Source organism: Alteribacillus bidgolensis (assembly GCF_002886255.1).
GTDB lineage: Bacteria > Bacillota > Bacilli > Bacillales > Marinococcaceae > Alteribacillus > Alteribacillus bidgolensis.
Genome location: NZ_KZ614149.1, coordinates 1,249,113 through 1,276,069 on the forward strand (window position 1 = coordinate 1,249,113; position 26,957 = coordinate 1,276,069).

The 26,957-nt window shown below is 40.1% G+C and carries 29 protein-coding genes and 1 pseudogene; 4 read left to right on the forward strand and 26 right to left on the reverse strand.

The features are described from left to right. Positions 1-39 precede the first annotated feature (39 nt). Both CEF16_RS06380 and CEF16_RS06385 read right to left on the reverse strand, forming a co-directional pair. Positions 40-1,368, reverse strand: coding sequence for a PhoH family protein (locus CEF16_RS06380; RefSeq protein ID WP_091582697.1), 1,329 nt, complete (start codon positions 1,366-1,368; stop codon positions 40-42). 237 nt (positions 1,369-1,605) lie between these two features. Beyond that, a complete protein-coding gene (locus CEF16_RS06385; protein WP_091582695.1) occupies positions 1,606-2,061 on the reverse strand; it encodes a pyridoxamine 5'-phosphate oxidase family protein in 456 nt (151 codons plus the stop codon). A gap of 224 nt (positions 2,062-2,285) precedes the next feature. Between CEF16_RS06385 and CEF16_RS06390 the strand changes: the two genes are divergently transcribed. Next, positions 2,286-2,483, forward strand: coding sequence for a YlaI family protein (locus CEF16_RS06390; protein WP_091582692.1), 198 nt, complete (start codon positions 2,286-2,288; stop codon positions 2,481-2,483). A 121-nt stretch (positions 2,484-2,604) separates the two neighbouring features. Here the strand turns inward: CEF16_RS06390 and CEF16_RS06395 are convergent, their stop codons facing one another. From CEF16_RS06395 to typA, 17 genes and pseudogenes are all read right to left on the reverse strand, one after another. After that, a complete protein-coding gene (locus tag CEF16_RS06395) occupies positions 2,605-3,579 on the reverse strand; it encodes a phosphotriesterase family protein (RefSeq protein WP_175488338.1) in 975 nt (324 codons plus the stop codon). 490 nt (positions 3,580-4,069) lie between these two features. Beyond that, entirely contained in the window at positions 4,070-5,053 is a 984-nt protein-coding gene (locus tag CEF16_RS06400) for a quinone oxidoreductase family protein (RefSeq protein ID WP_091582687.1), read from the reverse strand. A 21-nt stretch (positions 5,054-5,074) separates the two neighbouring features. Beyond that, entirely contained in the window at positions 5,075-5,851 is a 777-nt protein-coding gene (locus CEF16_RS06405; RefSeq protein WP_091582684.1) for an enoyl-CoA hydratase/isomerase family protein, read from the reverse strand. 110 nt (positions 5,852-5,961) lie between these two features. After that, positions 5,962-6,414: pseudogene (locus CEF16_RS24770) on the reverse strand (acyl-CoA dehydrogenase family protein); the annotation flags it as partial. Positions 6,415-6,426: 12 nt separating this feature from the next. Continuing rightward, positions 6,427-6,999, reverse strand: a complete 573-nt coding sequence (locus CEF16_RS06415; protein ID WP_091582681.1) for a 2-phosphosulfolactate phosphatase — start codon at positions 6,997-6,999, stop codon at positions 6,427-6,429. Beyond that, positions 6,996-7,166 (reverse strand): 2-phosphosulfolactate phosphatase, encoded by a 171-nt coding sequence (locus CEF16_RS24775; protein WP_139185915.1) that lies wholly within the window; start codon positions 7,164-7,166, stop codon positions 6,996-6,998. Before CEF16_RS24775 ends, CEF16_RS06415 begins: the two co-directional genes overlap by 4 nt. Positions 7,167-7,175: 9 nt before the next feature. Continuing rightward, on the reverse strand, positions 7,176-8,252 hold the full coding sequence (locus CEF16_RS06420) for a phosphotransferase family protein (protein WP_245917778.1): 1,077 nt from the start codon (positions 8,250-8,252) through the stop codon (positions 7,176-7,178). Beyond that, positions 8,249-8,668 carry an acyl-CoA thioesterase gene (locus CEF16_RS06425; RefSeq protein WP_091582679.1) on the reverse strand — a complete coding sequence of 140 codons (420 nt, stop codon included), beginning with the start codon at positions 8,666-8,668 and terminating at the stop codon, positions 8,249-8,251. The genes CEF16_RS06420 and CEF16_RS06425 overlap by 4 nt, the downstream gene beginning before the upstream one ends. Before the next feature lie 94 nt (positions 8,669-8,762). Next, complete coding sequence (locus tag CEF16_RS06430) at positions 8,763-9,542, reverse strand: enoyl-CoA hydratase/isomerase family protein (protein ID WP_091582676.1); 780 nt, start codon at positions 9,540-9,542, stop codon at positions 8,763-8,765. Next, positions 9,542-10,426, reverse strand: coding sequence for a 3-hydroxyacyl-CoA dehydrogenase family protein (locus tag CEF16_RS06435; protein WP_091582674.1), 885 nt, complete (start codon positions 10,424-10,426; stop codon positions 9,542-9,544). Before CEF16_RS06435 ends, CEF16_RS06430 begins: the two co-directional genes overlap by 1 nt. A gap of 55 nt (positions 10,427-10,481) precedes the next feature. Next, positions 10,482-11,060: a TetR/AcrR family transcriptional regulator gene (locus CEF16_RS06440; protein WP_091582671.1), complete on the reverse strand. Its 579-nt coding sequence runs from the start codon at positions 11,058-11,060 to the stop codon at positions 10,482-10,484. A gap of 86 nt (positions 11,061-11,146) precedes the next feature. Then, entirely contained in the window at positions 11,147-12,757 is a 1,611-nt protein-coding gene (locus CEF16_RS06445) for a long-chain-fatty-acid--CoA ligase (protein WP_091582668.1), read from the reverse strand. A gap of 24 nt (positions 12,758-12,781) precedes the next feature. Continuing rightward, entirely contained in the window at positions 12,782-13,534 is a 753-nt protein-coding gene (locus CEF16_RS06450; RefSeq protein WP_091582665.1) for an SDR family NAD(P)-dependent oxidoreductase, read from the reverse strand. A gap of 18 nt (positions 13,535-13,552) precedes the next feature. Further along, positions 13,553-14,329: an SDR family oxidoreductase gene (locus CEF16_RS06455; RefSeq protein WP_245917779.1), complete on the reverse strand. Its 777-nt coding sequence runs from the start codon at positions 14,327-14,329 to the stop codon at positions 13,553-13,555. A gap of 30 nt (positions 14,330-14,359) precedes the next feature. After that, the gene (locus tag CEF16_RS06460) at positions 14,360-15,598 is read right to left on the reverse strand and encodes an acyl-CoA dehydrogenase (RefSeq protein ID WP_091582662.1); all 1,239 of its coding nucleotides are present in this window, start codon (positions 15,596-15,598) and stop codon (positions 14,360-14,362) included. A 226-nt stretch (positions 15,599-15,824) separates the two neighbouring features. Further along, a complete protein-coding gene (locus CEF16_RS06465) occupies positions 15,825-16,181 on the reverse strand; it encodes a YlaH-like family protein (RefSeq protein WP_091582660.1) in 357 nt (118 codons plus the stop codon). A gap of 55 nt (positions 16,182-16,236) precedes the next feature. Next, the gene (typA, locus tag CEF16_RS06470) at positions 16,237-18,075 is read right to left on the reverse strand and encodes a translational GTPase TypA (protein ID WP_425427965.1); all 1,839 of its coding nucleotides are present in this window, start codon (positions 18,073-18,075) and stop codon (positions 16,237-16,239) included. Between the two features lie 157 nt (positions 18,076-18,232). On the opposite strand from typA, the gene CEF16_RS23615 reads away from it, so the two are divergent. Continuing rightward, positions 18,233-18,409 carry a DUF5325 family protein gene (locus tag CEF16_RS23615; RefSeq protein ID WP_170031651.1) on the forward strand — a complete coding sequence of 59 codons (177 nt, stop codon included), beginning with the start codon at positions 18,233-18,235 and terminating at the stop codon, positions 18,407-18,409. 95 nt (positions 18,410-18,504) lie between these two features. Here CEF16_RS23615 and CEF16_RS06480 read toward each other — a convergent pair whose 3' ends face one another. After that, a complete protein-coding gene (locus CEF16_RS06480) occupies positions 18,505-19,314 on the reverse strand; it encodes an inositol monophosphatase family protein (RefSeq protein ID WP_091582651.1) in 810 nt (269 codons plus the stop codon). 679 nt (positions 19,315-19,993) lie between these two features. After that, positions 19,994-20,182: a hypothetical protein gene (locus CEF16_RS06485; protein ID WP_091582649.1), complete on the reverse strand. Its 189-nt coding sequence runs from the start codon at positions 20,180-20,182 to the stop codon at positions 19,994-19,996. Between the two features lie 280 nt (positions 20,183-20,462). On the opposite strand from CEF16_RS06485, the gene CEF16_RS06490 reads away from it, so the two are divergent. Further along, a complete protein-coding gene (locus CEF16_RS06490) occupies positions 20,463-21,095 on the forward strand; it encodes a YktB family protein (RefSeq protein ID WP_091582646.1) in 633 nt (210 codons plus the stop codon). 170 nt (positions 21,096-21,265) lie between these two features. Here the strand turns inward: CEF16_RS06490 and CEF16_RS06495 are convergent, their stop codons facing one another. From CEF16_RS06495 to CEF16_RS06515, 5 genes are all read right to left on the reverse strand, one after another. Continuing rightward, positions 21,266-21,541, reverse strand: a complete 276-nt coding sequence (locus tag CEF16_RS06495; RefSeq protein WP_342750466.1) for a UPF0223 family protein — start codon at positions 21,539-21,541, stop codon at positions 21,266-21,268. Between the two features lie 15 nt (positions 21,542-21,556). Then, on the reverse strand, positions 21,557-22,513 hold the full coding sequence (locus CEF16_RS06500; protein WP_091582644.1) for an NAD(P)H-dependent flavin oxidoreductase: 957 nt from the start codon (positions 22,511-22,513) through the stop codon (positions 21,557-21,559). Positions 22,514-22,694: 181 nt separating this feature from the next. Further along, positions 22,695-22,808: a GapA-binding peptide SR1P gene (locus tag CEF16_RS06505; protein ID WP_091582641.1), complete on the reverse strand. Its 114-nt coding sequence runs from the start codon at positions 22,806-22,808 to the stop codon at positions 22,695-22,697. A 498-nt stretch (positions 22,809-23,306) separates the two neighbouring features. Beyond that, on the reverse strand, positions 23,307-23,744 hold the full coding sequence (locus CEF16_RS06510; RefSeq protein ID WP_091582639.1) for a hypothetical protein: 438 nt from the start codon (positions 23,742-23,744) through the stop codon (positions 23,307-23,309). 21 nt (positions 23,745-23,765) lie between these two features. Further along, entirely contained in the window at positions 23,766-24,602 is an 837-nt protein-coding gene (locus tag CEF16_RS06515; RefSeq protein WP_091582636.1) for a polysaccharide deacetylase family protein, read from the reverse strand. 377 nt (positions 24,603-24,979) lie between these two features. Here CEF16_RS06515 and CEF16_RS06520 point away from each other — a divergent pair, with 377 nt between their 5' ends. Continuing rightward, positions 24,980-26,584, forward strand: a complete 1,605-nt coding sequence (locus CEF16_RS06520; protein WP_091582633.1) for a glycine betaine uptake BCCT transporter — start codon at positions 24,980-24,982, stop codon at positions 26,582-26,584. Positions 26,585-26,957 lie beyond the last annotated feature (373 nt).

Consider the following 26,957-nt stretch of genomic DNA (forward strand, 5'->3'; position numbering starts at 1 on the left):
GCTTTTTTTGGGTTCTTTATTGTTTCATATCTAAAAAGATTATAAAAGATCTGCTGCAAGCTGCGCTAATCCTGATCTTTCCCCTTTTTCTAGCTTAACATGACCGCTGATTGCTTGATCTTTAAACATTTCCACTACATACGCAAGACCGTTATTTAATTCATCGAGATAAGGATGATCAATCTGAGCGGGGTCTCCCATAAACACAATTTTACTGCCTTCTCCAACTCTCGTTAAAATGGTTTTTACTTCATGCTTCGTTAAATTTTGTGCTTCATCGATGATGATAAATTGATCAGGAATGCTTCTTCCACGTATATACGTTAATGCTTCAACCTGGATAGAACCCATCCCAGCTAATATTTGATCGAGCTCTCCAGGTTTTTTCGTATTAAACAAATATTCAAGATTATCAAATACCGGCTGCATCCACGGCCGAAGTTTTTCTTCTTTCTCTCCAGGTAGAAAACCAATATCTTTTCCCATCGGAACAACCGGCCTTGCAACCAGCAGTTTATTGTATCTGCCCATATCTTCTGTCTGCAGTAACCCCGCAGCAAGAGAGAGAAGCGTTTTACCTGTACCAGCTTTCCCAGTCAGCGTTACAAGCGGTATATCTTCTCTTAATAAAAGTTCAAGCGCCATTTTTTGTTCTACATTTCGAGGTTTAATTCCCCACACATGTTCAGGTTCTTTCGCAAAAGGCTTGACCAACTTTCCTGTTTCATCCACTTTTGCCACAGCAGAAGCAGGAGTGCCCAGGGCATCTTTTAAAACGATAAATTGGTGGGGATACAGTCTTTCTTTTTCTAATATGCTGACGGGCAGTTCTTGGTTTTCATAAAATTGATTGAGAACATCTTTTGATACTTCTTGATAGAGCTTGCCTTTATAAATATTGTCATACTCGGTAACTCGGTCGCTGAGAAAATCTTCTGCCACTATACCAAGCGCATCGGCTTTCACTCGTACTAAAGCATCTTTACTTACAATAATAACTTTTTTTGCTGGATCAGAAGCTTGCAGTTCTGATTGTAAATTCATCGCCACAGCTAAAATTCGATTATCATTGGTAACCTCAATAAATGTTTCTTTGAGATATTGAAGAGAACGATGATTTAGTTCTACTCTTACCGTACCGCCATTTTCTAAAGGAATACCTTCATGAAGTTTTCCTTGATTACGGAGCCGGTCCAGCATTCTCGAGAATTGCCTTGCGTTCCTTCCAATTTCATCCATATATCTTTTTTTGGAATCAATTTCTTCCAATACGACAGCTGGTATAACCACCTCATTATCTTCAAATTGAAATATGGCACGGGGATCCTGCAAAAACACGTTTGTATCTATCACATATACCTTTTTCAATATATTTCCTCCCCACTGGATAATAAACCTCTTTTCCCTTTTATCGGGGGACTCAAAAAGAGTTACTTCGGAGGATGCGAAAAAAATTGTGCTTATTCTTTCTTATGCTTCAACTTGGACAAAGTTGACGGCAAAAAGGAGATAGATGAAAGAAATCTTTATATTATTTTATTCTTTTCACTTTTACTTTAAACTCATTGAAATAACAAAAAGGACCTAACCTGGTATAAAGCCGGACTAAGCCCTTTTCATTTCTTCCATTACTTGATTATCTAATTTAACAGCTGCTTCTGCATCATACGTTTTTTCATAATTTGGTTTAGAAATCATTTTAGCTCCATAAAACATAACATCCCGTACTTCTTGAACGGTGCATTCCACCAATGCTAATTTGATAGGTACATCATCCATTTTTTCTTTTAGAATAGTACCCTCGCCTGAAATGGCGTACGTCGTGCCATCTGCAATAAATGAAATAACTAAACCGCTATTGTTTTTTAAATTTTCTACGATTCTCGAACGATTATCAACCGAAAAGCGAATAGTGGACTCGTCTGGGGCATAAACCCAGGATATCGCGTTAACATTTGGGGCACCTGATTCATGATCTACCGTTGCAATCGATACAAATGTTTCTTGACGCAATAATGTGAGTAATTCCTTAGATAGTGAAGTATCTACCCTATTTGCCATGTCTAGACCTCCTGTCTTATCCAGGTTCATTCAGTGAAGACGAAAATGAAGAAAACTCCATTTCACTTATCATATTACGACAGACAGCCGGTTAATTCCTTTTTTTCTGCGGGAATTTTTCTTTTACGGCAAGTTATCAGTGTGTTATATATTTTCTGCACATGACCATGTTATAATGAAACATGCTTAGGAGTTTCTTTCACGTAATATTGGAGTGTGAAAAAATGAAAGTGAAATGTGTATTGTGTGATAGTATTAACGACCTTGATGATAAAAATCCGCTTGCGAAAAAACTTCGCAATCGGCCTATTCATACCTATATGTGTGATGATTGCAATGAACGTATTGACAAACGAACAAAGGAAAGATGGGAGAGCGGATTTAAACCCTACAGAGACCCCAAACAAAATGATGATTGGTAACGGACTGGCAGCTTTAAAGATCAGACAGATATAAAATTTTAAAGTAAACAGAAATCATTTTTACTAAAAACAGGACTGCAATTTAGCAGTCCTGTTTTTATATAAGGACGCTCAAACTGCGTTAATTAAACAGGGCTGCTGCATTTTTTTCGAACATCGTGTCTAATTTTTTTTCAGAAACTCCTCTTTCTTTTAGAGCAGGAGCAATGTTTTCAAATAAATGGTCCGGACGCCAATGCTGCAGCTGCTGCTGCAGTTCTTCTGACAGGACCGGCGGACGTCCCCACCACACGTTGACGGTGTCATGAGACAAAAATAGTTTGTTTTCGTACCCAGCTCCAAGAAGTCCAAGTAATACAGCCATTCTTTCCTCATCTTGGGGAGTGCCGACAGCACCTTGCAGTCCAAAACGGTCTAATGCGATAAAAACACCTTGCTCTAATGTTTTTAGATGGTCCTGTATATTTGTTGTACCACACATATGTCCAATGACAATACGAGTTGGATCTGCTCCTTGTTCTATAAGAAATTCGGCTTGTTCAAACCCCATCGTTCCTTCCTGGGTGTGAGTCAGGAGTACAATGCCTGTTTCTTTCTGAACTTTAGAAGCTGCTTTAAAAAACATTTTTTCGTAATCTGTTATTTCTCCTTTGCTTGAGGCTAGCTTGATAATACCAGGCTTTATTCCTGTGCCTTCAATACCATTTTTAATTTCTTCCTTGAACAGTTCATATATTTCTTGTTCTGCATAACCGAGTGACTGGCGGAACTTAAAATAGGGAGTCGCTCCTTCACCTTCATAATAATATCCGGTTGCACAAATAATATTAAGCCCTGTTTCCTCTGCAACAGCTTTTAGCAGCTTGACATCTCTTCCGCATTCATTTGGCGTCGGGTCAATTACCGTTTGGACACCATGTTTTTGCATGATTTCAGCAGCTGCTGTACCTTGTTTTACTTTTTCTGTAAAGTCATATGTGCCTAACGTCATATCCCCTTGAAAACCAGGATAACCAAAGAAAAAATGTTCATGAATTAATGTTTTTCCGAGCTCCTCAGCATCCACCGGTCCTAATACTGTCTCTACTTTCGCCATCATCAGCCCCCCTTATTTTTGAAACTCTTTATTTTGCAAATGACGCCAAAGAATTTTTCCGCTTGCCGTTTTCGGAAGCTCGTTAATAAACTTAATAATCGTTGGACTTTTATAAGCTGCCATTTTTTCTTTAGAAGGACATTGGCCAATGGGCTAGACGTCTTTGACTTTAAGGGGCACCGCCCTCATTTTTAATCCCTGCTTTTCTTTTGAGTATTAAAATAGTATGAAATATTTTAATATTATATTAACCGTTTAAACTTACCTTCCATAAACTTATATTTTAATAGGTTATAAGGAACTGTCCCATAAATCAGTTCTCGGCAAGCGCAACTGGAATCGTTTTCACCCTCGGAACAATAGTGCGGCATCTACTCGAACTATCTTTGCTCGTTTTCGTAGTGTCTTCTTTGCCGCAGAAGTCCCGCAGTTCTAGTTACTAATTTACCCATCACTCCTTAACTAACCATTTGAGACAGTCCGTTCATTGTTAGGGAGTGAGAATAAGCTTCCCTTTTGTCTGCCGGCCTTGAAGTTTGCGGTGAACATCAGCTGCCTCTTCTAATGGAAATACACCGCCAATTTCAAGTTTGATTTTTCCGTCTTCAATATATTGTAAAATCTCCTGAAGGCTTTGCTGAAAGAGCTGAGGCTTTTTCATGATCTGCGGAAGAAAAAATCCGATGACACTTTTGTTCTCCGCCATTAATCTTGCAGGATTAAAACTCGGCTGTTTTCTGCTTGCTGTACCATAATAAACCAACCGGCCAAAAGCAGCTAAACAATCAAGGGTTTGGTGAAAAATGTCTCCCCCGACCATTTCGAGTGCTATGTCCACCCCTTTGTTATCTGTTGCTTGAAGAACTTCTTTTTCCCAGCCATCTTTTGTGTAATCAACTGTGACATCAGCCCCGGCTTCAAGGGCAAGGTCACGCTTTTCATTCGTGCTTGCGGCAGCAATGATGCTGCCTGCTCCAAAAATTTTTGCAAGCTGAACAGCAAAAAGACCAACACCACCGGCTGCGGCATGAACTAGAATAGATTCTCCTTGTTCCAATCGTCCCATCGTTTTAATCACGTGGTAGGCACTTAACCCTTGCAGTGGAATAGCAGCTGCGTGATTATCATCTACTCCTTCTGGGACAGGAATTAACCCTCTTTCATCAGCTATGGTGTATTGTGCATAACCGGTGGCATGTTTACCTCCCAGTAATGTGACGACCCTGTCGCCTTCTTTGAACCGAGTCACACCAGGTCCCGTCTTTTGAATGACGCCGGCTACTTCTGAGCCCGGCACATGTGGAAGAGGTACATCGGTTACATATTGTCCCTCTCTTCGCGCTGTATCCGCATAGTTAACACCAATAGCATTTATCTTTACTACTACTTGATTTTCACCTGGCTCTGGATGAGCAATATCAACAAGCTCGAGCACTTCCGGTCCGCCGTATTCTGTAAATTGTATTGCTTTCATACCGAGACCCTCCTCTTGTATTTATGCACCTGAAAAAACAGGCTTTCTTTTTTCTTTAAAGGCATTGACACCTTCTTGATGATCTTCACTTGATGCAAGCAATGTTTGGGTAATTCTTTCTTCTTCTAAAATTTCATCAAGACTTGCATTTAATGAGTGGTCCATTGCTTTTTTCATCATGCCAAATGCTCGCACAGGACCGGCAGCTGCTTTTAAAGCATACGTCTTCACAGAAGCTTCCATCTCTGTGTCATCAAATAATTGATTCACAATTCCCCATTTTTTTGCCGTTTCGGCCTCAATAGGCTCTCCATTGAACATGCATTCCTTTGCGAGATGAATGCCAATCAATTTAGGAAGAAAATAAGATCCGCCGCCATCAGACATTAACCCAACCTGGGTAAAACTTAATGCGAATTTACTGGATGCAGCAGCTAAAACGATGTCACAAGCCATTACAATATTGAAAGCAGCTCCGGCAGCAAATCCATGGACCGCAGCAATAACTGGTTTTTCTAATGATTTTATACACCGAATAACATCGTTTAAGCGTCCGATATGATCATATATTTGCTGCGGTGTTGTCTTCCCCATTGACTTCACGTCACCTCCAGCGCTGAATGAGCGCCCTGCGCCGCTTAACACTACCACTTTTACATCATTGTTTTCCTTTGCCTTTGTCAATTCTTCTTCTAATCGGCTCATCATTTCTGGACTGAATGCATTTAAACGATCAGGGCGATTCAGCGTCAAATAAAGTACTCCATTTTCTTTGTTAGTAAGTAAATGATCATTCATTCATTATTGCCTCCTTTAAAAACCATAAGATCCTTTATCATATAACCTTTCAGCGATGGTTCGATTTCTTTCCACCGAGGGAGAAAAGTGTTTCTTCCATAATACGTCAGGAGAAGCCGGGCTCCTGCCTCTGGTTCTGTTAGGCAATAAGCTCCGATATATTCACCACTGGCCAGCTTTGGCAAATATTTTTCCTTTTGCTGTTTTGTTCCGTAATACGTTATGGGAAGCGTTGCAATACAGGTATGGTTAGAATGAGCCACACCATAGCTTCCCGTTCCGCCTAGCTGTTCACCAACTATTCCTTTGCTGATTTTATCAAGTCCAAGGCCGCCATAAGCTTCAGGAACTATGTGCTAAAAGCCCAAGATCTCCAGCTTTATTCATTAAACGAACAACTGTCTCAAAATTTTGGGATTCTATTTCGTCTAAAACCACTTCTACTTCCTGTACAGCAAATTGTCTTCCTGTTTTTTGAATCATGGCATGCTCTTCAGTTATATCTTCTGGAAAAAACGCTTCCTGTTCATTGGTTTGTGTACCAAATAAGATCCTCCGCGCAATTGGCGGTTGTATTACCCATTTAATACGCTCCCCTTATTTGTCATCCATCCGTTCGGCTGCATGATTGGCAGTACAGGATAGATGTCTTTATTCGCTGCATAGATAATATCTTTTTCATAACCAAATCGTTTCAGCATTTTACCAACTGCCGTATCTTGTAATATACCAACTGTATCTTGGTTCCCTTCAAATAATTTCCAGGCGCCAATCGCTGCATCGCTTAATTCTATCGATTCATCTAACCGGGTTAAATGACTAATTAAATGACCTGCGCCATAGTAATCCTCAAGACAAAATTGACCGCCTGAACCTGCACAAATAATTGTTATATCCTGGTTTTGTTTTTTCAAAAGCTCTTTTGCAGTACAATAATTGTTTAATAATGATGAAGCATATGTCCTTTCTGCTGCTTCCGCTCTTCTTAAAGCTACGGTTCCGTTTGTGGTAGATAAAATAATATGCTTACCTCGTGCTTCCTTTTTCAATACCGGTGGACTAGGAGGTTGAAATCCTTCCAATGGCAAGCCTTTCTTCTCTCCAACAAGCAGGGGGCGTTTCGGTTTTTCTTTTTCATTTGCAGTCAATCCTCCTTGGCATCAAGAACGGGATAAAGGGCTGCCGCCCCTCCTGCAAAAAAAGAAGTGATCACTGTCGTAGCAAGGAGCACATCGAATACTACCGCTTGTTTTCCTTCTAAGCGCTCCGGTATAATATCTTCTTTTTTCATAATTACATGTATTCTTTTACTCATAGGTTTCCCTCAATATCCATATTTTGCAACATTTTTGGCGTGTGTCATTAAAGCGGAGACTCTAATACCTAACTGGGCAAATCTCTCATCATTTGTTTGTCCTTTTTTATAACGATAATAGATTTGCTGAACAATAACTGCTAGTTTGAAGTAGGCAAAAGTTAGATAAAATGATAAATTATCGATGTTTCTACCCGTAAGCTTCGCGTATTCTTCCGCAAATTCCTGTCTGCTGTAAAATCCATCTTTCACCGTGACCGGCGGTTTGCCAAAGCCTTGTTTTAGAGATTCAGGGTCTTCTTCTTCGATCCAATAAGAAAGTGCTATTCCAAGATCTGCAAGGGGATCTCCGACAGTAGTCATTTCCCAATCAAATAATCCTCTCATTTCTTGAAGATTTTCCGGATTAAACATTGCATTGTTGCATTTATAATCATAATGGATGACCGCTGGTTGAGGAGAAGCTGGAATATGTTGCGAAAGCCACTTTCTCAGCTCCTCAACTTCAGCTATTTCAGCGGTTTTCGCTTTATCATAACGTTTGATCCAGCCGTGAACTTGCCGCTCTAAAAACCCATCCGGCTTTGTCATATGCACAAGCTCTGTTTTTTTGTAGTCTAATTTATGCAAGCGGGCTAACGCTTCTACCATGGCTTTGGATATGCTGCGGCAGTTATCAGGAGTCGGGGCTATCCCTTTAGGAAATTCGGTATCAATGACGGCTCCTTTTCTTCGTTCCATGAGAAAAAATTCGCTTCCTATCACGCTCTTATCTTCACAATAGAGATAAGGTTTGGGAGCAAGCGGAAAGTGAGGGTGCAATGTACGTAAAATCACACTTTCTCTTTTCATATTATGAGCCTTGGGCGCCACTGGTCCAAACGGAGGCCTCCTTAGTACAGCTTCCCATCTGCCGGCTGTTATCACATACGTTAAATTAGAATGGCCGGACGGAAATTGTTCGATGTGCAGCTCTTCGTCAGGAAAAGGATCCATTTCCTGACGCAAATAGTTTTCTAATCGCCTGAGCTCAATCTCTTCCCCTTTCCGGACAGGGATAGTGTCCTTATAAAGATTGGCACTCACGCGTTCCCCTCCTTTATCATCTTGTTTGATTCAAAAGCGGAAAGCTTTTGACGAATTCCATGGGGAATCGATTCGCTTTTTTGTGTTTCAAAGTTAAAATGTACAACAACCGCTTTTCCTCTCGCTATTACTCCACGGCTGCTTGAAATTTCATGATCTATTTCAAAGCTTTTGTTCCCTATACGTGAAACCGTTGTAAATATGGTAAGACGTTCATCAAAATAAGCTTGCTGAACAAAATCACAACTTGTTGACGCCAATATAAACGGCCATTTATCCATTTCCATCATCGTGTCCAGCTCACGAAATAATTCTATCCTTGCTTCTTCTAAATAAATAAAGTAACTTATGTTGCTGACATGACCGAGTCCATCTGTTTCACATGCTCTTACCTTTACCTTCCATTTGTGTACCACTTTTTACATGCACCGCCTTTCTCATTCGCAAATAATCCATTCGTCAAGCTGTTCATAGCATGACCACGCTCTCTTCACTGACAGGAGATGATGCTTATCGGTGCTTAAAATTGGGTTTTCTTTTTTCGATAAATGCATTTACCCCTTCCTTGACATCCTCGGTTTGAAAAACGTCAACAAATAGATCTGCTTCTTTTTCCAATCCATCAGACAGGTTCATTTCTATTCCTTCGTTAACCGCTTTTTTGATACGCGAAAGAGCTTGTAACGACTGATCTGCCATATGAGAAGCTGCTTGCCTTGCCATTTCCATTCCTCTTCCGGTTGGTACAACTTTATTGACGAGGCCGATTTTTTCTGCTTCCTCTGCGTTAATAGGTTCACCGCTAAACATTAATTCTTTAGCTTTTGCTGTTCCTACTAATCTTGGTAAACGCTGGGTGCCTCCCCCGCCGGGAAACAATCCGAGTTTTACTTCAGGAAGACCTACTTGTGCATGGGCCTCTGCAATTCTCATATCACACGTTAAAGCTAACTCACATCCACCACCGAAAGTCATCCCATTTAATAGAGCTATGGTTGGTTTAGGTAAATCTTCTAATTCTTGCAGCATGTGATGAGAATTCATAACATAGTTTTTCATATCCGGATTTCCCATCAGCTCTGGAAATTCTTTTATATCTGCGCCAGCCATAAATGCTTTATCACCAGCTCCAGTTAAAATAACGCAGACAACCTCGTCGTCTTCACGAATGTTCTCAGTGATTTCTTTTAAATCAGATGTCACTTGCTTACTCAACACGTTTAAAGGCGGATTATCTATTGTAACAACTGCAATACCGTCTTCTTTCTTCCATTTTACTACTTCAGCCATTATACTTTCGCTCCTTTTTCGTCATAGTTATACCAGCCTTTTCCAGTTTTTCTTCCTAATTCGCCAGCTTTTACTTTTTCTTCTACGGATTTAGCAGGTTTATCGGCAGGATTGCCTGTTTCCTTGTATAGCTGCATATTGCCGTAATAGCCTACATCGATTCCAGAAAGATCCATTAAACCAAATGGCCCCAAAGGATGGTTTAATGCTTTTTCACAAATAACATCAATGTCTTCAACATCAGCATATCCTTCTTCATACAAGGAAAGGGCTTCTTTTGTAAGCGCAAATAATATACGATTTGCGATAAAACCATATATCTCTTTTTGTAATAGTACTCCGGTTCTTCCAATTCTTTTGCATACGTCCATCGCCGTTTGAGCTGTTTTTTCAGAAGTAGCATCACTTTTTACAACTTCTACGCAGTCCATGACAAGCGGCGGAAAGAAAAAGTGCATGTTGCACACTTTGTCCGGACGGCTAGTGACATCGGCAATTTTAGAATTTACAATAGTAGAGCTGTTGGTTGCTAATACGGCATGGGAAGGTGCGTATTGATCAAGTTTTTCAAATACTTCTCTTTTCACTTCAAGTTTTTCTACGACAGCTTCAATGACAAAGTCCGTTTCAGCTGCCGCTTCTTCTAAACTAGTTGTCATATAAAGCTTAGAAAAAGCTTCTTCTTTCTTTCCTTCTGATATTTTTTCTTTTTTTACCCACCTGCTCATATGTCCTTCAAGTTGTTCTCTTGCTTTTTGTAAAGCGTCTTCGTTAATATCTTGCAAATAAGTAGTAAATCCTCCGAGTGCACATAGGATGGCAATTTGATGTCCCATCGAACCAGCACCAAGCACCGTTACTTTATTCACGTTTTCTGCTTTCATATATATCCTCCCTTATACTAACTAGTCAGTACGTTACTTTTTTAACAAACATTATTTATTCTTTGTTTTGTTCTGTACTGATTCCGTTAAGAATCATGTCAACATATATAGATGCTACTTCTTTGTCAGATGTTTTTCCTTCAGGATTGAACCACTGGTACGTCCAATTACAGGCTCCTAGAATTCCTAGAGTTATAATATCGGGTTGTAAGTTTGATCGAAATACACCAGCTTGCATACCATCAATGATCACTTTTTCAATCGCGTTTCGAATTTCATCCCGCTTTGGCCTTACTTCATTTAAATGGGATTCGCTTAAATGACGAAATTCTCGGAAGAATACTCTGGCACTTTGGCCTCTAGGAGAAATGTTAGTGATGAGCATGTCAATAAGCTGATGCAGCTTTTCTACGTGGCTAAGGTTTTTATTTTTTAAAATCGCCTTCTGCTGCTCTAGCACGTTATCAATATATGAACTGTGTATAGTCATCAAAACCTGTTCTTTACTGTTAAAATAGTAATAAAATGTCCCTTTTGTAACGCCGAGTGTCTGGACGATATCCCGGATCGACGTTTCAATGAACCCTTGTTGTTCAAATAATTGAATACTTGTCTTTATAATTTCTTCTTTCATCGTAATAGCCCCCTTGCTGCTAAACTTACAGTTTCATAGTATATCACAGCGGCCGTCTTCTTGGGGGCGGTCCTATGCTGTGGGTTTTATGCTCTTTTAGCAGATTCCTCCCTGATGGCTCGCCTTAAAATTTTACCTACATTTGTTTTCGGCAGTTCTTTGCGAAATTCCACTTCACTTGGAACTTTATAGGCAGACATATATTTCCTACAATAATTAATAATGTCTTCTTCGGTGGTGTGCTGCCCTTCTTTACACACGACCACGGCTTTGACAGTCTCTCCTCGGTATGTATCAGGCACACCGATTACTACTGCTTCTTTTACGGCTTGATGCTGATAGATGACCTCTTCAACATCACGTGGATAAATATTAAAGCCGCTCGCAATAATCATATCTTTTTTTCTGTCGATAATATAGAGATAGCCGTCTTCATCCATTTTTCCAATATCGCCAGTGTACAGCCAGCCATCTCTTATAGTAGAAGCGGTTTCTTCCGGCATATTCCAGTACCCTTTCATAACTTGCGGCCCTTTAATAACTACTTCACCGCTTTCTCCAGCCGTCATTTCTTTTGATCCTGTCGCTGTATCGACAATTTTGTAATCTGTTGATGGAACACCGATGCCAACACTGCCCACTTTTCTTTCAGCAAACACAGGGTTGCAATGAGTCGTGGGAGAGGTTTCTGACAGGCCGTATCCTTCTAATATTCGAGCTCCCGTTCTGCGTTCAAAACTGCGCATCAATTCACCTGGCATAGGTGCGCTTCCGCTATTACAAACACGGATAGAGTCCAAACCGTATTTGTCTGCATCCGGATGGTTGGTCAACGCCACGTACATCGTAGGAACTCCCGGGAACACGGTTGGCTGAAGCTTTTTAATGGTCTCTAATACTTCATCTAATTCAAAACGAGGCAGCAAAATGTTCATCGAGCCCGTATAAACACTCATGTTCAGGCATGAAGTCATACCGAATACATGAAATAGAGGAATAACGGTTAAGTATCGTTCTGAACCCTTTTTCATTTCATCTTTAAAGTATTCATCAATTTGAATAATATTGGCTATGATATTGCGGTGAGTAAGCATGGCGCCTTTAGGACGACCTGTTGTTCCGCCGGTATATTGCAAAACGGCAATATCTTCCTGAGGATTTATCGAGACAGGTGCTGGCGGTTTTTCTGATTGCTTTAAAAATGCCGAGAATTCTATTTCACCATATTTCGAAGCGTATTCTCCGTTGAACTCAACAGCGATTATTTGTTTAATAGAAGTGTTTTGTTTAATACTCTCTAAAACAGGCACTAGAGGAGCGTAAATCACAATCGTTTGCGCCCCGGAGTCAGTCAGTATGTGTTCGAGCTCTCTTTCTACGAGCATCGGGTTCACTTGCGTAACGGTTGCACCAGCTTGTAATGTTCCATAATAGCTTATGGCAGATTGAGGACAGTTAGGCAGCATGATAGCAACCCGGTCGCCTTTTTTTATTCCGTTTGCTTGAAGTGAAACTGCAAAAGCTCCTGTTTGCATCCCTAATTCTTTATAGTTGATGGTTTTTCCGTAAAAATATAAGGCAGAGTTATCTGGGTAGCTTTCAATTGTTTGTTCAAGCATTTCCGATAATGTCATTTCAGGAACCGTAATTTCTGATTGGATATGGTCTGGATAATGCTTTTTCCATACATTATTCATATCTGCCGCTCCTTTCAAATTCTATTAGAAAGTTAATCCTCCGCCATCAACCATTAACGTTTCACCAGTTATAAAGGATGCTTCATCACAAGCTAAAAATAAGACAGCTTCTGCCACCTCCTCTGGCTTTCCAATTCTTCCAAGCGCGTTCGCAGATGAAATAATCTGCCATTTTTTTTCATCTTTTCTCCAAGCATCGATAATTGGCGTATCAATGACCCCAGGGCCGATGGCATTCACTCGAATGCCGTAGCGGCCGTATTCTAATGCTGCATTTTTTGTAAGAGTGACAAGTCCTCCTTTAGCTGCATTATATGGCCCCGTTCGTTTTTTCCCTTTAAAACCTAATACACTTGAAGTATTTATAATTGTTCCTTTTCCCTGGTCCAGCATGAAAGGAACCACAGATTTTATACCTAAAAACACTCCTTTTAAATTTGTATTAATAACCTGGTCCCATTCCTCGGCTGAAATTTCGTGGAGCTTTTTTTCTTTTCCACTAACACCAGCATTATTAAACAAAATATCGATTGCTCCCCATTGTTTGAAAGCATATTGCAAACTCTGCCGTACACTGTCTTCATCTGTGACATCCGTTTCTATGAAAAGAGCAGTTCCCCCGTCTGCTTGAATACGTTTAGCAGCCCCCTCGCCTTCTATTACATTTTTATCACATAAAAGGACAGAAGCTCCTTCCTCTGCCATTCTTATTGCTGCTGCTTTGCCAATACCGCTTGCTGCCCCGGTGACTACCGCGTTTTTTCCTTGCAGCCGCATTACACTCCCCCTTTCTTATTAAACAGCATTCATCCCGCCGTCCACGGCAAGTATTTCCCCGGTCACATAGTCAGATGCTTTAGAAGCAAGGAATAAAGCAGCCCCCATTAAATCTTCATCGCCCCCTAATCGCTGTAAAGGAGTGCATTCTATGATTGCATCTCCTCCCATTTCTAAGACACCTTTTGACATTTTCGTAGGGAAAAATCCCGGAGCAATCGCATTTACGTTTACATTGGAAGCTCCCCATTTCGCAGCCAAGTCTTTTGTAAAGGTTACTATTGCTCCTTTGCTTGCATTGTACCCGATCGCGTCCATAATCTTGGGATCTACTCCTTTTAAGCCCGCTATAGAAGCAATGTTAATAATTTTTCCTGATTTTTGATCTACCATATGTTTTCCAGCTGCTTTTGTCATTAAAAACGTGCCGGTTACATTAACATTCATTACTTTATGCCAAGCGTCTATTGGCATCTCTAATGTCGAAGCCCCCCAAGAAGCACCGCTGTTATTCACCAAAATATCCACCGCACCAAATTCATCTATTGTTTCTTTCACTGTGCGATGCACTTGTTCTTGGTCCGTTACGTCGAAAGGCAAGGCTAGTCCTTTAGTTCCTTTTTTTGTTATTTCTTCAGCAACTTCTTCGCATGCTTGAACCTTTCTAGAACATATAACTACATTTGCACCTGCATCTGCGTATGCCAACGCCATCTGACGGCCAAGTCCACGACCGCCCCCTGTAACAATGGCTGTTTTGTTTTCTAAATTAAATAACTGTTGAATGATACTCACTCTGTACCTCCTTCTTGTTACCGCTTTCAATTAATTGTATAAGCAGTTGTTTTCTCTAAGTGACGCTTGTTCTCCTAATTCTAATTTAGCGACAGCTTGACGATGTACTTCATCCGGTCCATCCGCCAGCCGCAACGTTCTAATACCGGCATATTGATTAGCCACCGGGAAATCTTCACTCACACCTGCTGCCCCTAAGGACTGGATTGCTCGGTCAATGACTTTTAAAGCCATATTCGGTGCTACTACTTTAATCATGGCAATTTCTTTTCGCGCTTCTTTGTTCCCTACTTTATCCATCATATCAGCAGCTTTTAAAACTAGCAGCCGGGCCTGTTCTATCTCAATCCGTGAGTTTGCGATCCATTCACGAATCACACCTTGCTCTGAAAGCTGTTTGCCAAATGTTTTTCGTTCCTCCACTCTTTTGCATAAAACCTCAAGCGCTCTTTCTGCCGCACCAATGATTCTCATACAATGGTGGATACGCCCGGGGCCAAGCCGCCCTTGCGCAATCGCAAACCCTTCTCCTTCTCCAACTAGTATGTTTTTTGCGGGTACCCGGACATTATCAAAAGTGATCTCCGCGTGCCCGTGCGGTGCTTCATCATATCCAAACACCGGCAGCATCCGTTCTACTTGTACTCCTGGTGTGTTCAACGGAACTAATATCATGGATTGCTGTCTATGTCTTTGTGCATTTACATCGGTTTTCCCCATGAATATTAGTATCTCACACCTTGGATCTCCCGCACCGGAAGACCACCATTTTCTACCGTTTATCACATATTGATCTCCATCTTTTTTTATATCAGCTTCTATATTTGTGGCATCAGAAGAAGCTACTTGCGGTTCGGTCATACAAAAAGTTGAACGAATTTTTCCTTCTAGCAAAGGCTTCAGCCACTTGTCCTGCTGTTCTTTTGTGCCATAGCGCACTAAAACTTCCATATTGCCCGTATCTGGGGCGGCACAGTTAAATACTTCTGGCGCAATCGGTGAGCGGCCCATTATTTCACAAAGTGGTGCATATTCCAAGTTAGTTAAACCGCTTCCGTATTCACTATCTGGCAAAAACAAATTCCAAAGTCCTGCTTTTTTAGCTTTTTCTTTCATTTCTTCCATAATGGGAGGAATGTCTGCAAATCGATCTGGCTGCGCATCAAGCTGTTCTTTAAATACCTTTTCATTTGGATAGACTACCTCTTCCATAAATTGAATCAGTTTTTCACGCCAAGCCTCAACCTTTTCAGAATAAGTAAAATTCATTTTACTTCCTCCATTCTCATAAATACTAACCGGTCAGTATGTTGCGGAACAAAACAAGCTGCTGTTCTTATTTTGTTTGTACAGCAGCTGTTATTTTCTAATATAACTTACTTTTTCAGAAAATTCAACATACTTTTAGAAAAACTATCGGCTGCATAAAGCAAAATAATAGAGACGAAAAACCACCCTTCTGCTATAGAAGGATGGTTTTCTCTATTGGTTGGGATTACGTTACGCTTCCTTGACTTTCCTGTTCTTGTTTATGTCTCTTTAAGCGGATTTTGTAAATACCGAGAACAATCGCTGCGGCGATGAGAGATTCTACGACCGCCATACCTATTGCAAAAATAGTCAGCGGCAATGCTCCGATAAATAACGCTGCATATACAATTACATTTTTTAATAGAGGAAGTTTTCTGGCAAACCCTAAATTAAAAACGACAATACACATGAGAACGACAGCAGCATACAGCAGCCAGAACCCCACTACTGGATGCTCGTGTACATTCAACAATCCTGCCGTCCAGCTTAATTGATCTTTTGTCACATTGACATCATTCACAGTCGCAGCTGCTGTAATCATCAATTTCTTTCACCTCTATGCTGCTCTGCTGCCATAAAGGCGCAGAGGTATCTGCTTATTGCTTTGCTGCCAATTTTTTACGCTTTTCTTCTCGTTCTCTTGTACTTTTATCGAGAATTTTTTTGCGCAAACGAATTGATTCTGGAGTTACTTCACAATACTCATCATCGTTTAAAAACTCGAGCGCTTCTTCTAAAGTCAAAATACGCGGACGTTTCATCGTTACAGTAGTCTCTTTTGTCGCTGAACGAACGTTGGTTTGCTGTTTAGCTTTTGTAATATTAACCGTTAAATCATTATCACGTGTATGCTCGCCTACAATCATCCCTGCATATATTTCTGTACCGGGCTCAACAAATAATGTACCGCGGTCTTCTACTTGCATCATACCATATGGTGTCGTTTTTCCATTTTCCATAGAAACAAGTACACCTTGACGGCGGCCGCCGACTTGCCCAGTATGCACCGGCTGGTATCCATCAAATGAATGGTTTAAAATCCCATAACCTTTTGTTTGTGCCATAAATTCAGTAGTATACCCTATCAGGCCGCGCGACGGAACAAGAAAGTCCATTCGAACCTGGCCATCTCCTTTATTGACCATATCAAGCATTTCGCCTTTACGTTCTCCAAGTGACTCCATAATGTTTCCTGTATATTCTTCTGGTACGTCTACTTGAGCCCGTTCAACTGGTTCTGATAGTACACCGTCTACTTCTTTCACGATTACTTCTGGTTTGGACACTTGAAGCTCGTAGCCTTCGCGCCGCATGTTTTCAATCAGAATGGACAAGTGCAGCTCTCCACGTCCGGAGACTGTCCAAACGTCCGGAGAATCTGTATGCTCCACGCGCAAACTTACATCTGTTTCTAATTGAGTCATTAAACGTTCTTCAAGTTTTCTGCTTGTTACATAATCGCCTTCGCGTCCGGCAAATGGGCTGTTGTTAACGAGAAACGTCATTTGCAGAGTCGGTTCATCAATTCGAAGAGCCGGCAGCGGATCTTCATGTTCAGCCGGGCAAATCGTTTCCCCCACGTTAATATCTTCTACACCCGCAATCGCAATTAAGTCACCGGCCTGAGCGCTGTCAATTTCCATGCGTTTTAAACCCATAAATCCAAATAGTTTCGTAACACGGAAATTTTTCTTCGACCCATCTCGTTTAATAAGAGCAGCCTGGTCACCAGTACTGATGGTACCGCGGAAAACACGTCCTACACCAATTCTTCCGAGGTAATCATTATAATCAAGCATTGTCACCTGGAATTGAAAAGGTTCGTCCCTGTTGTCGATTGGAGCTGGAACGTTGTTTATGATCATTTCAAACAGCACTTCCATATTGTCATCTTGTTTTGCAGGATCTTCACTTGCTGTTCCATTGATAGCTGAAGCGTACGCTACCGGAAAATCAAGCTGATCTTCATCAGCTCCTAACTCGATAAATAAATCGAGCACCTCATCGACTACTTCTTCGGGCCGCGCCATGTCACGGTCAATTTTGTTTAGAACAACTAAAGGGGTTAGTTTTTGTTCTAGAGCCTTTTTTAAAACAAATCTCGTTTGCGGCATACAGCCTTCATATGCGTCCACCACAAGCAGTACACCATCCACCATTTTCAATATCCGTTCGACTTCACCGCCAAAATCAGCGTGGCCTGGTGTATCCATAATATTAATACGGGTGTCACCGTAGCGTACAGCCGTATTTTTCGCTAAAATTGTAATGCCTCGTTCTCTTTCAATGTCGTTATTATCCATTGCGCGTTCGTCTACTTGTTCATTTTCGCGAAATGTCCCGGACTGTTTTAACAGTTCATCAACCAATGTCGTTTTTCCGTGGTCCACGTGGGCGATTATCGCGATATTTCTTAAGTCTTTGCGTACATTCATTATTTTTATATCGCTCCTATCCTATTCGTTACACTTCTTCAACTTATCTATTGTATCATACATTTCCTTATTATACATTAAAGAGAAGCCGCACCTTTTCATTTATATACATTCATTGTACACTGAAATAGTGGACAAGATGATGGAAGGTGAAACAATGAACTGGGAAAAAGTTTGTTTTTTATTTTTAGCGGTTTTCGCAACGTTATGTATTGCATCACTAGGTGTTGCTGTGGCAGAAAGGTCTTTTCTCATTGCTGCTTTCTGTTTAATAGGATTGTATTCTACCTTTTTACTATCACGAAAGCTTCGCGCGAGGGCAGAAACCGATTAAAAAATGGAGCCGTCCCAAAAAAATTACGTTGGGACAGCTCCATTTTTTATAACCTCTCTCTTTTATCGGCAGAGGAGAGACCCTTTTTTATTCTCTCAATAATCAAAGCCTTCATGATTGTGCACATAATGAAGAAGTTGATCGTGTAGTCCTGGCCGAGCTGCTAAAATTTTGCTTTTTTCTAAAAAGGACGGTTTTCGTTTTTGAAAATCTGTTGTAATGATCCCCACTTCATCCAACATAACCAGACCAGCTGCATAATCCCAAGGAGACAAACGAAAACTGATGTAACTATCGAGACGACCGCAAGCAACATAAGCCAATTCAATCGCAGCCGATCCATATGAACGCACACTTCGAGATTTTCTTACCATTGTATGCAGGGATTGGTCTCCGCTTCTCTTCTCGCGTGCGAGCCATCTCCCATTCAATCCAATGACTGCTTCAGGAAGATCTGTCTCTGTCACGCTGGCTAGTTTTTGTCCATTTAAATACGCTCCTTCACCTGCTATTGCCGTAAACCATTCATCTTGCATGACATTCAAGATGATTCCAATTTGCCCAACTCCGTCTTTTACAACAGCAACGGAAATCGCAAAGTTAAATTTTTGGTGAACAAAATTTGTTGTACCGTCAATTGGATCAATAATCCAAAGAACCCCTTCCGTTGATTGAATATCAGCTCCTGCTTCTTCTTCTCCAAGCACGTTGTGATCTGGAAAGGTATGTAATATCTGATCATTTAAGTATCTTTCGATTTTGTAATCCATTTCTGTGACAAGGTCATTCGGATTTGATTTTGTGTTCACTGATAAAGAATTATGCAAGGAATCTTTCAGCATCTCACCTGCTTCTTCGATCCATTTTAAAGCTGTATTTTTTATTTCCACCCAATTTTCATTCATCCAACCACTCCTGTAATGATCTATTATCCCATTATCACACAAGCGGAATGAAATTAATACACATACATAGAATGAGTCACAAACAGCTGCAGTGGTGCAAAATTGGAGTAAGTAGAGCAAAAACCCGGATTAGTGCTCAAATCATAGCGGAAAGACACTTTATCGAAGCTGAATGGCTGCAATGCTCTGAAAATGTGGAGAGCCAGACCCAGAGCGGGAAATGCGGCTGAACAAAGGAGTTGAGTAAAAACAGCAGAAAGTGAACGCATACTGGAGAAAGTGGTTCAAAAAGGCCGAAAAGATGCTCAAACCAGGCAGAATTGAACCTGCACTACAAAGTGTGCGGGGCCAGACTCAAAAGTGGGAAAGGCGCTGAATGATATGCTCGAGTGGTGTATGAAAGAAATGGTTCATAAACGGATAAAATTGTTCAAACTGCTCATAAAAGAAAGAAAGTAATTCATAACTGTAAAGGATGGGGAACATAACTGCAAAAAGTGAAATAAATCGTCACAAAAAAGATGCATAACTTAAGACGCTCCAACGCCATACCAAAAGAGCATTACTACAACCTCGAATCTAAAATACTCATAAACACCTTCTTTGGACGCAAAAAAAGGTTGGACGAAATTTTCTTCTGTCCAACCTTCTATTATTTTAAACTTATTCACTTCTTACTTTAAGCTTCTAAACAGATTAATTCTTGTCTTAATTCCTCTAGCCGAGATTTGCATTGATTCATTGCCTCTAGGTCCTCGGCCCGCATGGCATCATGCAAACTGACAAGTTCATAATCAATTTCGATGCGTAATACAGGTATTCTCTCTTCTGCATCTTTTCTCTTGAATGTTTGAATCACTTGTTCCATGGCCACCCACACCCCTTTGTGATTTCAATGTACCCTAGACAGGCTGACAGTCGATAAATTGGTTTGACTAAATATTCTGATATTTATGTTTCTGATATTATACCATATGATTTTTATTTTTCAAACGATACTTTTTATGAACATATTTGGGCGGACAAGATCTAAAATATTTTTTTACCCTGCTATTGGGCAAATTGTATGATTTGATTTTCGGTTTCCTGGAAGGATATTATAGATACTAGAAACTATTTTTTTAACGAATGAGAAAGGAGAACACGATATGTCTTTTCAAGGATTCCAACCTTCTGATTTTGAAACATTTCAAATTGACGGGCTGGATGAAAGAATGGAAGCAATACAACAGCGCATTCAGCCTAAATTTAAAGAAATTGGCGAGTATTTAACCGAGGAACTATCCATGATGCTTGGAAAAGAAATGTATTTGCATATTGCCAAGCATGCCAGACGGACAAAAAACCCTCCAACAGACACCTGGCTTGGTATAGCCGATAATAAGCGCGGCTATAAAAAACATCCTCATTTTCAAGTTGGTTTATTTGATGACCATGTATTTTTATGGCTTGCTTATATATATGAAATGCCGGACAAACAAGAAGTGGCAGCATCATTTTTAGAAAAAAAAGATGACCTTCTGCATTTGCCATCGGACTACGTAATTTCACTGGATCATACGAAAAAAGATGCGTTTCTTATCGGGGAAACCGATGAAGAGAAACTGACCGATGCATTAACAAGATTTCGCGATGTGAAAAAGGGTGAGTTTTTAATTGGAAAACATATTAAAAAAGATGACCCGCTTTTAAAAGACGGAGATGCTTTTTTGTATGAAGCAAAACAAGTTTTTGAAACGCTCGTTCCTTTTTACAGGCAGTCTGTCCAGCAAACTTCTTAATAGAACCACATCGGTTCAGATGAAGTTCCATCATCGAAATCATCTGATGGATTTATCTCCTCTGTTATTAGCCGTAGTTTTCCCGCATTTGCGGACTTCTTCATTTTACTAGCAACATTAACCTAAATAAAGAGCTGTCTACATATCACTAAGAGACAGCTCCAGATTTGTTACATTTTAATTTTTTCACCAGACTCTGCTGCTTTTGCTTTTTGCACCGTTTTCCAGCAAGAGACGCCTGCTCGTTCATCAAATTGGCGAAACAGTTGTTTTTCTTCACTTTTGGAAGGAGCAATTTCTTTAAACCGGTTGTAAAGAGCAAGGATATCTTCCCGCTGTACAGCTTTATGATGAGCTCTTTCTATGGTTTGAAAAAAATTCACTGCGTCAATGACTTCTTCTTTGCTCCAGTCCATGGAAATGGGCATATGCAGTTGTTCTTCCACTGTCCATCTCTCCTCTCAACACCAGCGGCTTCGTACGTCATTCGCTTCTTTTTTCATCCGATCAAAAAGCTCTTCAACGCTCGGGCAGTCTTTAATTCTTCCTATAACCTGGCCTGCCCAGCCAAATCCTTTTTGATCGTTCCCTTCATATATATAGTTACGATTTGCTTTTCCGCTAATGTATTCTTTTAAGTTTTCATAATTTGGAGTATGACGTTCTACATCTAATATTTTGTCCGTCCATTCATTTTTTAACGCACGACCTGGTGCTCCTATAGAACGTTTGATGATTACCGTATCATTTTCCTCTCCCTTCATCAATGCTTCTTTGTAGCTTTCATGGGCATGTACGCACTCTTTTGTAGCAATAAATCGAGTTCCCATTTCTATCCCTTCTGCTCCAAGAGCGAAAGCTGCCATCATCGCCCGGCCGTCTCCAATTCCTCCTGAAGCTATAACTGGAATCGACACACTATCTACGACTTGAGGAATTAACACCATCGTTCCCGTATCATGTTTTCCTATATGTCCGCCGCCTTCTTGACCAACAACCATCACTGCATCCGCACCAAGTTCTTCCGCTTTTTCTGCTTGACGTCTTGCAGCAACAAGTACAAGCTTTTTCACATCTGTTCCCTTTAGTAGCTCAAATACTGGAGCTGGGTTTCCTCCCGTCATTGAAATGACTTCTACTCCTTCTTCAATGGCTGTTTCTACCATCTTTTCGAAAGGCCTTCTATATTGACCAATAGCAAAGTTCACACCAAAAGGCTTATCCGTTTTTGCTTTCACTTGACGAATTTCCTGTTTTAATGCGTCTTCGTCTGGTAAAGACATAGCTGTAATCTGTCCAAGCCCCCCTGCGTTTGATACAGCAGCAGCAAGATCAGAATACGCCAAATAAGCCAGTCCGCCTTGGATAATAGGATATTTAATATGTAAGGATTCGGTAACTCTTGACTTCCATGTCATTATCTTATCCTCCATTTATTATTGTCACCGTATGATTTCTCGATAAATGTTAAGTTTCCCTGCTTTTTGGTTATCGTTTTCTAAGAGGAAAAAATCCTCACCTTATGTCGGCTTACTCTAATCATTACAAAAAAACATCCCCTTCGTTTAAAACGGGGGGATGCTATACTTTCATATTATTTTATTTTTTCGATTTTCCACACTTTTTGCAGCTTGTAGAATACAAAGTTGCCACTTTTTCCCCATCAAAGTGCTCAATTGTACGATTACAGCTTTGGCATACGATAATTCCCACCGGAATCCTCTCCTTTGAAAGCGTTTTATCGTTTTACTGTAATTACATAATATGATGTCACATTTAAAAAGTCAACCCTAAATTGTATAACACATTTTTAGAAAAACTCGGCTTACCGCCAAACCCAAAAGGCGGAAGTCGTAGTTTTACTTATACTTTGGTCCTTTAATGAAGGTAAACCCTTTCTAAAGTATTAAAAAAACTCGGCTTGCCGCCAAATCCAAAAGGCGGAAGTCGTAGTTTTGCTTATACTTTGATCATTTAATAAAGGTAAACCTGTTCTAAAGTATTAAAAAAACTCGGCTTGCCGCCAAATCCAAAAGGCGGAAGTCGTAGTTTTGCTTATACTTTGATCATTTAATAAAGGTAAACCTGTTCTAAAGTATAAAAATAACGCCCTGCATATTACTTTGTGTGGTGCCAATACCAAATCTACAGCTATAAAAAAACTGACTTACGCTGGCAAGTCAGTCATCTTCATGAACGATAATCTTTATTTCAGGTTAAAAAATCAGCTGATGCTGCTCCTAAAAAACGGCTTACTTCATTTAAAAATGTAACATCTTCTTCTTGCATGACATAACGTTCCGGCCTTACTTTTAAAACTAAAATACCTTTTAAAAGGGAGCTTAAATAAAAAGGAACAAATAAGTACGTACTGTCTATCGTAAAATAAGAAGTAGTTTTCCCATGAATGGCACAATGAATTACCGGGCTTTCCTGCAACGTTACAACCTTTTCTTGTTCCTTTTCATGTAGTGTAATGACCTGAAAATGGTCCCAATTGTTTTCGTATATAGCAGTCATTTCACAAAAGTTCCATTTATATTCAAATGTTTTTAACACTTTTACATAAAAGTCATGCAGTGAGACAGCATCGTCTGGGGCCCGGCCGACTTCCATTCTCATTTCATCCAGAAATTCTGACTTATTCATGTCACTCCCCCCTATTCTTACCTACTGTTCAATATCACTGGGGTGAATAAATCCATACCCTTTCTCACGAAAACCCTCAATTATGTCAGGAAGAGCTTCTTTCGTCCATTCTCTATCGTGCATTAGCAAATTAGCTCCATTTGTAAGCAATTCTGTATCTACCATAATGTCGGCTAAAGAATCAGCTTCCATATACTCTTCTTCCCAATCGTATCCGTACGTCCAATTCATCCACGTCATTTCTTCTTCTTTTAGTATCGCTTTTGAATGGTCCGTGTTTATTCCAAACGGCGCTCTAAAAAAAGCAGGTCTTTCACCAGTTATATCTTCAATTAAATCATTTAAATCATTAATCTCTTTTAACGTTTCTTGCTCTGTAACAGTATTTAAAGAAACATGGTTCATTGTATGGTTTCCTATTTCAAAACCTAAATCATGAATAGCTTTTAAATCTTCCCTCCCTTGTTCATCCTGTAAAAAGTGGCCATTCACAAAAAAGATTGCCGGTACATCTTCTTCTTTTAACATTTCTGCCATTTCAAGACTGTAAGAATCCGGGGCATCGTCAATGGTAATCAAAACATTTCGATTTTCTGAGTCATCGACCGGCTGCAAAGACCAATCACTTTCTCGTAATTGATACTTAGGTTCGTTTTCTTTATTATTTGTTTCTTCTATTGTTTCAGCATTTTTATTATCATTATTATCTTCGCCGTGTGACGTTTCTTCTTGTTTTGACTGGTTATCTGCTTTCTCATTTTCTTGTTCTATTTCTTTTTCCTCCGATGAAATCTCCTGCGATTGAAAGCTGCAAGCAGTCAACAGTAAAATTACCCCCAATGGTAAAAGTATTTTCAATCCTATTCCCCCTTCAAATTCCTTTTTCTATCATACCAAAAATGTTAAAAATACGGGGTAAAAAATGGAAAAATTATAATTATATTTATAATATCATTTACCTTTCTTTTGCATCGGGTAAATAGTCTCTTTTTCTCATTTTTGATTAGTATAACGTTTCATTGGGTATATAAAGTAGTCAGACGTTTCTGTTGATTCCCACGCCTGTCATGTTATAATGTCCTTTGTGGTTTATTCAGGTATCATACAGTATGCTTTCACAAATAATAAAGTATATTGGCTTTAGTGAAGAGTATCGGGTTCCGTCTTCGTACACATAACAATGATGAACAAAAATTAGAAACCTTAATTCACAGGAAAGGTGGTTATCGCTTGAGATGAGAAAGTTAACACCTGTTTTTTACATTTCATTCGTCCTTGCTTTACTTTTCATTGTATGGGGGGTCATTGCTCCCGATAACATTGAATATGTATTAGGTAACGTACAATCCGTTATTTCTGAATACCTCGGGTGGTTTTACCTGTTATCTGCAACGGCGTTCGTCATTTTTGCTATCTACCTTATTTTCAGCCCATATGGAAAAATTAAATTGGGTAAACCAGATGAGAAGCCGGAGTATAACTATTTTACTTGGTTTGCTTTTCTCTTCACTGCTGGCATGGGGATCGGTCTTGTATTCTGGGGCGTAGCAGAGCCTCTCTACCACTACTATGGACCGCCAACTGGTGAACCTGAAAGTGACGCAGCTGCAGCGGCTGCGCTTCGTTATTCGTTTTTCCACTGGGGTATTCACCCTTGGGCCATTTACTCTATAGTTGCATTAGCCCTTGCTTATTTTAAATTCCGCCATGACTCACCAGGTGTGGTAAGTGCTGCACTCCGCCCGGTGTTTGGTGATAAAGTGGACGGCCCTATTGGTACATTAATTAATGTATTAGTGGTTTTTGCAACCATTTTTGGGGTAGCTACATCTCTTGGTTTCGGTGCTGCCCAGGTTACTGGCGGTCTTAGTTACTCTCTTGGCTTTGTATCAAACAACATTGGAACACAAATCATCGTTATTGGTATCATCACAGTCCTTTATCTTATTTCAGCTGGAACAGGGTTAAATCGTGGTATCCGAATTCTTAGTATGACTAATATCGTTCTTGCGGTTGGACTTATGCTATTTTTGCTTGCAGTAGGGCCTACCGTGTACATTTTTGATGTATTTACAACCACGCTCGGCAGTTATCTCCAAAACTTGCCAAGCATGAGTTTTAGTACGGCAACTTTTATCGGAGACAGGGATTGGCTTGAAAGCTGGACAATTTTCTATTGGGCATGGTGGATCGCATGGTCTCCATTTGTTGGTACCTTTATCGCTCGAGTATCCCGCGGGCGGACGATTCGTGAGTTTGTACTTGGAGTACTTGCCGTTCCGACGTTATTCGGTGCAGTCTGGTTTTCTGTATTTGGAGCAACAGGAATATCTCTAGACAATGCGATGAACGGAATGCTGTATAGCATAATGAGTGAACAAGGGGAAGAGATTGCTTTATTTTCCTTATTAGAAAATTTCCCATTAGCGTCCATCATGATTACGCTTGCGATCTTGCTCATCGTTTCCTTCTTTGTTACATCTGCTGACTCTGCAACGTTCGTATTGGGGATGCAAACAACAAACGGAAGTTTAAACCCTCCAACCTCAGTAAAAATGGTATGGGGTGTGATTCAGTCTTCTGCAGCAGCGGTTCTATTGTATTTTGGCGGACTGGCAGGTCTTGAAATGGCAATGATCATTGCAGCCTTGCCATTCACTTTTGTGATGTTGTTAATGGTTGTATCTATTTTCAAAGCACTGAAAAGTGAGCGGCATATTCTGCAAACAGATAAAGCTGCTGTACAAGCAGAACGCAATCGCCTTCGTGAAGAAAAAGAACGCTTAAAAAAAGAAAAAGAAGAGCTGAAAAAACAAGTGAAATCCCCTAAAAATAGGTAAAACCTGAGCCCTCTATGGTTGTTAAAACAGTCATGGAGGGTTTGTTTTTAAATATATTTTTTATTTTAAGCTGATCCTGCATCTTTATTATAGAACAGTTTCTAAAGAAAAAGACAGTTAAATCGCTTCGTTTGGACTTTAAACCATTTTCCAATAATAAAGGCTGAACTAGAAACCAGCTAATCTCCTCCACTTTGACTGTAGTTGAAATTTTATACTTCATACTCATGTCTCTTCATTCAATTTTCTTCCTATTTCTCCTACTTTTTTTAGAATCAGAAACGTAAGCTTATCTTGCGAGTTACTGCCATATTTGAACTATCATATGAACAAAAGTACCACCTAGAAGAAGTTCAGCTAAGAACGTCACGTC